Raw genomic sequence first — 12,194 nt, forward strand, 5'->3', positions numbered from 1 at the left:
CAACTTTAGCCTTAAGATACACACATTTATACCAATCTATCTAGTCTGTTCAAGACTCTATAAATAGAAGAATAGATGTAATAAAACTTTACGGAGCTGGTTATAAAGTGCATTATGGAGATGACTGGGTTTGAATCTTTCAACCCAAATTTATATCCTCAAGCGGCACAATTAACAACTTCTCGTCGTTAGGAATTAGCTATAAAAATTTTTAGCGATCACTCTTCGAACACTGAAGCTAAAGTTATTGAAAATACTCTGAAAATGCTGATATTTTTTTGCAGTTTAATCTTTGATTAAGATCAAGTAATCTGGTTACAGGAACAAGCGAAAAATATTCCTATTCGTCTAGTATTTTAGTTAACTTTAAAGTTAATGATTTTGACTCGATTAGGTGAGTTTATTGTTGATAGTAAATCAAAAAAAGAACGAAATCTATTAAACTCATAATAAGTAAGTTTTCTGGTATTAAAAAAGAAGATAAGCTTACAGCAATATATTTTAGTTTCCTGAAAACTTAACTCAAAATACTTAGATTTATTCCGACTAAAGAAGTTTAAAATATACGTAATTAACTTATTATTTATGGGTATCAGAATACCGATAATAATAAAAATTTTGCTGCTATGTATTGGATAATCACTCAAAAATACTTAACTTAAGGTTAGAAGTTTGGACAATTTAAGATCATATTCATACACTAGATATAAGTCTACTTAACCTTGAGTATGATAGTTATTTTACATCGCCTTAGAATTATTTATATAAGTCGTTAATTTCGTTAAAACTAAACTTTCTTAAAAAAAGTTATGGCAGATATTTTTATATAAAAAATATAGCAAACAACTAAATACGATAAAAGTAAACCTATTTAAAATAAAAACCTATAAAATTTCTTGAATTGAATTTTAAAAGAGATATAATTTTATTCGGTAATGTTGAATAAAAACTTGGTTAGAGTATTTTTAATAAAAATTAAGCTAGAATTTAATTTTTAATATTTATACAGTCCTATATCTTCTTTTAAAGAGATATTTAGGACTATACATTTACCTTCCTGCTTTTAACTAAGTTTTTTCTAGTATTAGAGAATAGAACCTTGAATTCTATTTTTAACTGTCTAAAAATAATTAAAGTTTTACCTCCTAGTTAAATCTTATTTAAATAAAAAATCTATAAATTTTAATACTTTTTTATATTAAAATTTATAGATTCAATTTAACATAAAAATTACTTTTATTATATGAGTCACTCCTTGAGGAGTGTAAATCTTAGTATTTTAATTACTAATTAATAGCTATCAAATTTGTAAAGTTTCCTTTTGATCTAATAAATATAGATATTATGATGGATATGTCCGTTGCAAATTCTCCTGAAGAAGAATCATGAAAGCTCTCCACGTCAACAAATTATACATTGTATTTTACCGTCATGATCATATAATGTAACCATGATAAACATGATATAAAGCGTAATTCTCTATAGATTTGTAGATTCTACAATTTTATAAAAAAATGTTAAGGTACCTAGTGAACTTCTTTTAAGATTCGATTTTAATATTCAGTTAAAATCAATAGGTTGTTCTCAAGTTCTGACTTTGATTCAACCATCCGACAGAAACCGCTACTATTGGTTTATGAACTCAAGTATTATTAACAGGATATGACTACTGCAACCCCTTTTCAAACTAAATACGAAGCCGTTATTGGGTTAGAAACCCATTGTCAACTTAACACTAGTAGTAAAATTTTCTGCGCCTGTTCAACTAAGTTTGACAGTCCTCCCAACACTAATATATGTCCAATTTGTTTGGGCTATCCGGGGGTTTTACCTGTCCTCAACAAAGAAGTTTTAGCCTCTGCAGGTAGGTTAGGACTGGCAATCGATGGAAAAATCGCTTTATATAGTAAGTTTGACCGCAAACAATATTTCTATGCTGATCTTCCTAAGAATTACCAGATTTCTCAATACGATTTCCCCATCGTCGAACACGGTTTCCTCGAAATTGAATTGGTGGATAAAAAAAACAAGGAAGTTACCCGTAAAATCATTGGTATAACTCGTTTACACATGGAAGAAGATGCCGGAAAATTAGTTCATGCAGGAAGTGATTCCCTATCAGGATCAACTCACTCCCTAGTAGATTTTAATCGGACAGGCGTTCCTCTACTCGAAATTGTTTCAGAACCTGACTTGCGCTCAGGACGAGAGGCAGCAGAATACGCCCAAGAGTTACGTCGTTTAGTCCGTTATTTAGGTATTAGTGATGGTAATATGCAAGAGGGATCATTGCGCTGTGATGTTAATATTTCTGTCCGTCCTGTGGGACAAAAAGAGTTTGGAACCAAGATAGAAATTAAAAATATGAACTCTTTTAATGCCATCCAAAAAGCTATTGAATACGAAATTAAACGGCAAATTGAGACCTTAGAAAGGGGTGAATCTCTATTCCAAGAAACTCGTCTTTGGGAAGAGAAAAGTCAGTGCACCGTTAGTATGAGGAAAAAGGAAGGAGCTAGTGACTATCGTTACTTTCCTGAACCTGATATTCCTCCTTTAGAGATATCTCCCGACCAATTAGAAAATTGGCGGAAAACTATTCCAGAACTTCCTGCAAAAAAGCGGAAACGTTATGAGAAAGAATTAGGAATTTCTGCTTATGATGCCCGCGTTTTAACCGATGATCGAGATATAGCTAATTTTTATGAAAAAGCTGTAGAGACTGGGGCTGATGCTAAGTTAGTAGCTAATTGGGTCACTCAAGATATTGCTGCCTATTTAAATAATAGTAAGTTAGACATAACCAAAATTTCTTTGGACCCAGTTAATTTAGGGGAGTTAGTCCAACTCATTGAGAAGGGAACCATTAGTGGCAAAATTGCCAAAGAAATCCTTCCAGAACTATTAGAAAAAGGTGGATCACCAGAAAAGTTGGTTGAAGCTAAAGGAATGACCCAAATTTCGGATACAAAAGAAATTGAAAAAATAGTTGATGAAGTATTGCTTTCTAACCCTAACGAACTTGAAAAATTCCGCAATGGAAAAACTAAGCTAAAAGGTTTTTTTGTCGGTCAAGTAATAAAGAAGACAGGTGGACGAGCCGATCCTAAACTGACAAATCAGTTAGTAGAGAAAAAACTGAAAGGCTAAGTATTTCAATCTTTACCCGTTTAGGAAATGAGAGGATTATAAAATTACCTTCTTCACTAATTTTACCTATGTTCAGTTCAAATGTATACTAGTTTAGTGGTTAGCTGGACACGTATCTACGCGAATGACAAACCCATCAGGGTTTACTTTTTCAATCACTGCTAGATGTTGTTACCAAAACAAGCACTCAAACTTTGATTGGGAAAGTATCAAAGATAGCTTATATAGTACAGTTAAGATTCTTGCTCTGTTTTTTTATCTCCCTCAAGAATTTATACGGAAGGCCTTTGATTTAAATGAAATGTCTCAGATTGACGGTTGAGCTATGTTGGTGTAGTCATGCATGCTACATTGACATAGCTCTTTAGTTAATAAACACAAGTTAAAAGGAAAATAGCTAGACTATATTAATTTATCTTAGATAGGAAAAAAGATTAGTATTTTAAGTTAGTCCATTATCCGTACGATGGGTTTAGGATGATATTAGTAAGGGTTATAAACTTTGTTATTTGGCAAAGAGGTGTGTTGTTAACACATAGTGCTGATAATAATCTTGGACTGGTTTTCTAAAATCTTATAATGAGTCTGTCTCCGTCTCTATTTGCCTTGCTAAGGTAAATAGAAACGGAGCTTCCAAAATTTATCCCAACTGTAGTTTACATACATTGAGAGAAAACTCTGTATATTAGAGTTTATCACTGTAACGAGTGTAAATACTTGACCTCACTAAATTTATCAGCCAGTCAAGATATTAAAAATAGAGAAATATCTGCACTAGGGCATAGTGTGCTTAAAAGTGTCTGTTCACTCAAAGCTCTCGGCTCTGCTGACAGGAGATATGTCAAAATAAAATTTAAGTTCTAACCTGCTATTTTGAGTATAGTTCTATGAATAATTCCTTCCTTAACCATCTTCAAAGTCCCAAACGCCCTGTTCTTGTCTTTGACGGTGCAACAGGGACTTCATTACAGACTCAAAATTTGACCGCCGAGGATTTTGGAGGACCTGAATATGAAGGGTGCAACGAGTACCTAGTCCAAACCAAACCAGAAGCAGTTGGGAAGGTACACAGAGAGTTTTTGGAAGTTGGTGCAGATGTTATTGAAACTAATTCTTTCGGAGGGACGTCCATTGTTCTTGCTGAGTATAATTTAGCAGACAAAGCATATTATCTCAACAAAAAAGCCGCTGAACTAGCAAAGAATATTGCAGCTGAATATTCTACTCCTGAAAAACCCCGTTTTGTAGCAGGTTCAATCGGACCAGGAACCAAACTACCCACTTTAGGACATGTTGAGTTTGATACCCTCAAAAAATCGTATATCGAACAAGTAGAAGGATTATATGATGGTGGGGCAGATTTATTAATTATTGAAACCTGCCAGGATGTACTACAAATTAAAGCAGCTTTAAACGCTGTCGAAGAAGTTTTTCGCCAAAAATGTGACCGTTTACCAATTATGGTTTCGCTCACAATGGAAGTAATGGGGACGATGTTAGTGGGAACAGAAATAGGCGCCGCATTAGCTATTCTAGAACCCTATAAAATTGATATTTTGGGACTCAATTGCGCTACGGGACCTGAACAGATGAAAGAACATATTAGATACTTATCTGAACATTCCCCTTTTATAATTTCTTGTATTCCCAATGCTGGGTTACCCGAAAACATTGGTGGACAAGCACATTATCGTCTAACTCCAATGGAATTAAAAATGGCGTTAATGCACTTTATTGAAGATTTAGGGGTACAAATTATCGGAGGATGTTGTGGAACTCGTCCAGATCATATCAAAGCGTTAGCAGAACTTTCCCATAGTTTAAGACCTAAAGAACGCCACCCCAATTATGAAGCTTCTGCTGCTTCAATTTATAGTGCACAACCTTATATTCAAGATAATTCATTTCTAATTATAGGAGAAAGATTAAACGCTAGTGGCTCTAAGAAATGTCGTACCTTACTTAATAAAGAAGACTGGGATAGCCTCGTATCTCTAGCAAAATCTCAAGTGAAAGAAGGAGCACATATACTTGATGTTAACGTAGATTATGTTGGAAGGGATGGGGTACGAGATATGCGCACATTAGTCTCCTGTCTTATTAAGAATATAACCTTACCTTTAATGCTTGATTCGACAGAATGGCAAAAAATGGAGGCAGGGCTAAAGGTGGCAGGAGGTAAATGTATCCTCAATTCTACTAACTATGAGGATGGGGAGGGACGCTTTCTAAAAGTATTAGAATTAGCGAAGAATTATGGTGCAGGAGTTGTGATAGGAACTATTGACGAAGACGGAATGGGGCGCACCAAAGATAGAAAATTTGAGATTGCAAAACGAGCTTATAATGCAGCAATAGAGTATGGAATACCTGCCCATGAACTTTTTTTTGATACGTTAGCATTACCTATCTCTACAGGTATAGAAGAAGATAGAAAAAACGGAAAAGCAACTATTGAATCTATTAAGCTTATTCGAGAAGAATTGCCAGGGTGTCATATTTTACTGGGGATTTCTAATATTTCCTTTGGCTTAAATCCTGCAGCGCGACAGGTATTAAACTCCATATTTTTATATGAAGCAATGCAAGTAGGATTGGATGGGGCGATCGTTAGCGCAAACAAAATATTACCCCTCACTAAAATTGAGCCAAAACATCAAAAAATATGTCGAGATCTAATTTACGATCTACGAGAATTTAATGAAGATATCTGTACCTATGATCCTCTAACAAAATTGACGGAATTATTTACAGGTAAGACTACGAAAAAAGATCCCACAAAAATAGCTAATGTATCTATAGAAGAACGACTTAAACAGCATATTATTGATGGAGAAAAACTAGGTTTAGAAGAAGCGTTAAAACTAGCACTAAAACAATATCATCCCCTCGATATTATTAATATATTTCTTCTTAATGGAATGAAAGTAGTAGGTGAGTTATTTGGTTCAGGACAAATGCAGTTGCCTTTTGTGTTACAGTCTGCTCAAACTATGAAAGCTGCGGTAGCTTACCTAGAACCTTTTATGGATAAAGAAGAAAATGGTAATGATAATGGAAAAGGCAAGTTTATTATTGCAACTGTCAAAGGAGATGTTCATGATATTGGCAAAAACTTGGTTGACATTATCCTTTCCAATAATGGCTACAAAGTAATTAATCTAGGTATTAAACAATCGGTTGAGAATATCATTCAAGCTTACGAAGAGCATAAACCTGATTGTATTGCAATGAGTGGTCTATTAGTCAAATCAACAGCATTTATGAAAGATAATTTAGAAGTCTTTAATGAGCGTGGAATTAATGTTCCTGTAATTTTAGGAGGAGCTGCTTTAACCCCAAAATTTGTCTACGAAGACTGTCAAAATACCTATAGAGGTAAAGTCATTTATGGGAAAGATGCCTTCTCCGATTTAGCATTTATGGATACATTAATGCCAGCGAAATCAGTTGGAAGCTGGAATAATTCACAAGGATTTTTGGGAGAATTTAAAGAAAAAAATAGCCTATTTCAGAAAGAAAGAGGAGAAAAGACAGCAAAAAAATTTGCTGAGAAAGATGGTAAATCTACTTCCCTGAAAAACTTACAAATCATTGATACAAAAAGATCAGAGGCTGTAAAAATAATAGACCCTGTTTCCCCTCCTTTCTGGGGAACTAAGATTTTAAATCCAGAAGACCTAAATCTAAGTGAAATATTCTGGTATTTAGATTTACAGGCGTTAATTGCAGGTCAGTGGCAATTTCGCAAGCCTAAAGAACAATCACGGGAAAAACACCATCAATTTTTAGTCAAGAAAGTTTATCCGATTTTAGAAGACTGGAAACAGAAAATTATTACAGAAGATTTATTGCATCCTACAGTGGTTTATGGTTACTTTCCCTGTCAATCTGAAGGAAATAAATTGTTAGTTTATGATCCCGAAATTATCCAAAACTTAGACGATAAAATCCCTGAAAATATAGAACCTATTTGGATAATTGAATTTCCTCGCCAAAAATCCGGTCGTCGCTTATGTTTTGCAGACTTCTTCAATTCTAAGGAATTAGGGCTAATTGACGTATTCCCGATGCAAGCAGTGACCGTCGGGCAAATTGCAACAGAATACGCACATAAACTCTTTGCTGATAATGATTATACAAATTATCTTTATTTTCATGGTATGGCTGTTCAAACTACCGAGGGGTTAGCTGAATGGACACACGCTAAAATTCGTCGAGAATTAGGCTTTGGAAAGAAAGATCCTGATAATATTAGAGAAATATTACAACAGCACTATCAAGGTTCTCGTTATAGCTTTGGGTATCCTGCTTGTCCCAATATTCAAGATCAATATAAACAATTAGAGGTATTAGGATGCAATCGCATCGACATGTACATGGATGAGAGTGAACAAATCTATCCTGAACAGTCTACAACAGCAATTATTACCTATCATCCTGTTGCTAAATACTTCAGTGCATAAGTTAACTATTTGCCCATGATCTATTCAAACCCGCATTCTGCTACAAAAAGTCTAAGGATTTTTAGGCATATTGCCCCAGTTTACGATAGATATAAACAACGTTTTAAGTTTAGAACAACATCTTATATGGAAGCTAATAGCTATTAAATAGAGTCAACCTCAATTGGGAGATAAAGGATCAGATGTCCGCTGTAGGAGTTGAGATTTAGCCCAATTATTAGCTCGTCAAAAAGTCGGATAAACGGAACAAGTGGTGTGATTAGATTTTTTTCGGGAACAACTGAAGATCGCCTGTAAACAATCTATTTGTAAATCATTCTTACTATCAATTGAGTGAACTGAAGAAAATATCCTCAATTTATCGTTTAAGGATTAGAAGTTCAACTGTGTTACTATGATCTATAGTTTATGAAACATAATCGATATTTTCTGTTGTTTACAGAAGTTACATCGTATCCTAAAACTATACTCGAAAGTATCTTTAATTGACTTTCATCGTTCTCAACAATCTTTAATGCGTTATTTTCAATAATAATGTTACTTGCGAACCCTAGTTGTCTCAACAGCTCAAAACTTTGGCTTAACCTAAGAATATACTTACATTAACCCCAGTTAAGAGAAATTGCCCATCGAAACTCAACAGGTTAAATTAACCTATGACATAGTATTTATCCATAAATTCCATTATTCTAATGTCATAGGAATGATGAGGGTATTAGTTCCTATAAAGTAAAATGATATATAAAAGATAAAAGAAAAAAATTTAATACTTATTTTTTATCTCCTCCTTTATTTTTCAAAAAACTGAATCATCTTGTTAAATGTTTTAAACAATTAATTTATACTGAATCTAGTGAACTGTTGTTGAATAACCTATTCTAGGCTTAGAACTGATACACTATTAGTTAAATTCTGTATCAAAGTGTTAACCTTGTAGGAAAAAGTCAATATCAACTTGTGTAAGAAGTCATTTGGGGACTCAGTAAATTTACGATGATTTGGACTAAACAAGATATGTACGAGCAACTAAGGTAACTTAAAGGAGTAGCGAAAGAAATTCATTGATTATAAGACACTTAACTTTAAAGGTATGGTATTCCGAAAGTTTATTTTGAGAATAAATAACTTTTACTCTCCATTTTATCTCTGAATAATAATAAGTAAAGGTAACAAATAACTACTGTAACAAACTTAAATCTGAAGACTTATTTGGGATTCTAGGAATCCTCTGATCTTCTAAATAAGATTGAAATTACCGCCAAGTGGAACGTTAAAAAGTACATTATACTGTTTTGTATCTCTATATTTAGACAATCATAATTAAATTTATATTGCTTTAATTGATATTTTTAACGGTAACGAATCCGAACATATTTTTGTTAAAATTAAATTGTCTTGGCTCAATTATTTTCAAATATTTTTCTACAATTTTATTAGCTTTTTTATTAGCTCGCATAAGATATAACTCTCCTTCTATTATGTTTAGTTCTGAATTATATATCTCTGCATATTCGTATAAAACTTTTCTGTTTTCTGTTTTTAAACAAAAAATATGAAGTAATTTTTTATTATTACTCTTTTTCAGTTTCTAGCTCCTTTTGATGACTCTAAAGATTTTTTGGAAGTTTATTTTGCTTTTATCTCTTTTTTAGAACCTTAAATATTAAACACTAAAGAATGGAAAATAGGCCCTTAATCCATTAAAATAAATGTGTAGAATAGTCCCTAACCACTTATCTAGACAGACCATGCAAACCATGGAAACTACCCAGCTTCTAACATCCTCTGCTCCTGAATTTGATACTGCCATTCATCGTCGTAAAACCTGTCCTGTCCCAGTAGGAGATGTCATCATTGGGGGAGATTATCCTGTGGTGGTGCAATCAATGATTAATGAGGATACCCTAGATATTGAGAGGTCAGTCACCGCTATTCGGCGTCTACATGAAATTGGCTGTGAAATTGTACGAGTTACTGTTCCTAGTATGTCCCATGCCAAAGCCCTAGCAGGTATTAATAAAAAACTTACTCAAGTTTATCAAAAGGTTCCCCTAGTAGCCGATGTACACCATAATGGCATGAGGATTGCTCTAGAAGTCGCTAGGCACGTGGATAAGGTTCGTATTAACCCTGGATTATATGTCTTCGAGAAACCTAATCCCATCCGTGGTGAATACACCCAAGCTGAATTTAATGAAATTGGCGAAAAAATCGCAAACAAATTGAAGCCCTTGGTTATTTCTTTAAAAAATCAGGGAAAAGCTATGCGAATTGGAGTTAATCACGGTTCCTTAGCTGAAAGAATGTTATTTACCTATGGGGACACTCCCGAAGGAATGGTAGAATCGGCTCTAGAATTCATCCGTATTTGTGAATCTCTAGATTTTCATAGAATAGTCGTCTCACTAAAATCATCCCGTGTTCCCGTGATGTTATCCGCCTATCGCTTGATGGTTAAACGGATGGATGACCTAGGAATGGACTATCCCCTACATTTGGGGGTCACAGAAGCGGGAGATAGTGAATATGGACGAATTAAATCTACTGCCGGAATTGGAACTCTCTTAGCTGAAGGAATTGGGGATACTATCCGCGTTTCCTTAACTGAAGCCCCTGAGAAAGAAATTCCTGTTTGTTATAACATCCTCCAAGCCTTGGGATTACGTAAGACCATGGTGGAGTACATCGCTTGTCCTTCGTGTGGCCGAACTCTATTTAATTTGGAAAAAGTCCTTAACGAAGTACGAGAAGCCACTAAACATTTGACAGGGTTAGATATTGCGGTGATGGGTTGTATTGTCAATGGTCCAGGAGAAATGGCCGATGCAGACTATGGTTATGTTGGGAAACAGTCCGGATACATTTCTTTATATAGGGGGCGGGAAGAGATTAGAAAAGTTCCTGAGGACCGAGGCGTTCAAGAATTAATTGAGTTAATAAAAATTGATGGCCGTTGGGTTGACCCTTAAGCTAAACATGAGTACTTGCATAGTTAGTCTGTAGGACGGTCGTTAAGACCCCAAAAGAGATAGTAGGTCTCAGACAGCAGGTGCTTTGAGGCAAACTTGAGTCGTAAGACTTGGAAGTCGCGCTAAGTTCCTTAACCATTTCAGAGGGTGGTGAAGATGTCAATACTTCAAATTGCACTACTGAACAGGGACTTTGGTTAGTCTCTTAGATTAAGAGATTTAGTTTAAGACGATAAGAAAATTAAAATCTATCAGAGTTTTTACCTTGTAATTTACATAGAAGAAATGTTATTATGTTCTTCCGTGTTGAAAATTAGCATTGTTAGACATTAAGCAATCTGTTGTAGGAAACGACCGTGGCCAACTCGAAGTCTGCACTTAAGCGTATTGATACTGCCGAACGCAACCGGCTACGCAACAAAGCGTACCGCTCGGCACTGAGAACTTTGATGAAAAAACATTTTAAAGCTGTAGAAGAATACGCGGCAAACCCAACCTGTGATAACAAAACGGTTGCTGATGAGTCTTTATCGGCAGCCTATAGCAAAATAGACAAAGCCGTCAAACGAAAAGTTTTACATAAAAACAATGGGTCCAGGAAGAAAGCTCGTTTAGCCAAAGCTCTTAAAGAAGTTGTTATAGTTTCTTAAATGGACTGGTTTTTGAGTTGAATAAAGCATATAGAGAATAAGACAAGAGGATTAGGACAAATTAGAACTTGCACTTCCTTGATAAACCGAAAATAAACACAAACAGGTCAGTATTAATTTCTCTAGTCTAGGAGACTTAGCTGAGCAGTCGGCTTACGATTAACCAGATGCAACTTATTGATACTCATGTCCACATTAACTTCGACGTTTTTGAGCAAGACCTCGATTTACTCCAAACCCGTTGGCAGGAAGCCGGAGTGGTTCACCTGGTTCATTCGTGTGTTGAACCTAAAGAATTTAAGGGAATACAAGCTCTAGCGGATCGTTTTCAAAATCAACTGTCTTTTTGCGTAGGGTTACACCCGTTAGATGCTCACAAATGGACATTGACAACTTATGAAGAGATTTTTGCAGCAGCCCAGTCAGATCCGAGAGTGGTAGCCATTGGGGAAATGGGGCTAGACTTTTATAAAGCAGATAATCAAGACTGGCAAAAGCAAGTATTAGAAGCTCAACTAGCTATTGCTTACCAACTCGATAAGCCAGTTATTATTCACTGTCGGAATGCCGCAGCTAAGCTACGAGAAATATTGAAGTCATTTTGTACTCATAGAGGTCCAGTAAAAGGGGTAATCCATTGTTGGAATGGAACACCCGAGGAAACCCAATGGTTTTTAGATCTAGGATTTTACATCAGTTTCAGTGGCATTGTTACCTTTAAGAGAGCTGCTCAACTTAAGGAAAGTACGTTGGTTGTACCAGATGATCGCCTCCTCATCGAGACTGATTGTCCCTTCCTCGCCCCCGTTCCCAAACGGGGTAAACGTAATGAACCATCCTACGTTCGTTATGTTGCTGAATTTCTAGCCCAATGGCGAGGAGTATCCTTAGAAAGTCTGGCTCAAAAAACTACCCGAAATGCCTGTCAACTATTCCAATTATCGATAGCTCACTAAGTG

5 protein-coding genes are annotated in these 12,194 nt (G+C 35.1%); all 5 read left to right on the forward strand.

The window, feature by feature from the left end; genetic code table 11:
• The first annotated feature begins 1,662 nt into the window (after positions 1-1,662).
• A complete protein-coding gene (gene gatB, locus RGRSB_RS01765; RefSeq protein WP_119259575.1) occupies positions 1,663-3,150 on the forward strand; it encodes an Asp-tRNA(Asn)/Glu-tRNA(Gln) amidotransferase subunit GatB in 1,488 nt (495 codons plus the stop codon).
• Positions 3,151-4,037: 887 nt separating this feature from the next.
• On the forward strand, positions 4,038-7,616 hold the full coding sequence (gene metH, locus RGRSB_RS01770) for a methionine synthase (RefSeq protein ID WP_119259576.1): 3,579 nt from the start codon (positions 4,038-4,040) through the stop codon (positions 7,614-7,616).
• 1,748 nt (positions 7,617-9,364) lie between these two features.
• Positions 9,365-10,585, forward strand: a complete 1,221-nt coding sequence (gene ispG / locus RGRSB_RS01780) for a (E)-4-hydroxy-3-methylbut-2-enyl-diphosphate synthase (RefSeq protein ID WP_119259577.1) — start codon at positions 9,365-9,367, stop codon at positions 10,583-10,585.
• A gap of 356 nt (positions 10,586-10,941) precedes the next feature.
• Positions 10,942-11,235, forward strand: a complete 294-nt coding sequence (gene rpsT / locus RGRSB_RS01785; RefSeq protein WP_119259578.1) for a 30S ribosomal protein S20 — start codon at positions 10,942-10,944, stop codon at positions 11,233-11,235.
• A 167-nt stretch (positions 11,236-11,402) separates the two neighbouring features.
• A complete protein-coding gene (locus tag RGRSB_RS01790; protein ID WP_119259579.1) occupies positions 11,403-12,191 on the forward strand; it encodes a TatD family hydrolase in 789 nt (262 codons plus the stop codon).
• Positions 12,192-12,194: the final 3 nt, after the last annotated feature.

The sequence above is a fragment of the cyanobacterium endosymbiont of Rhopalodia gibberula genome, assembly GCF_003574135.1.
Lineage (GTDB): Bacteria > Cyanobacteriota > Cyanobacteriia > Cyanobacteriales > Microcystaceae > Rippkaea.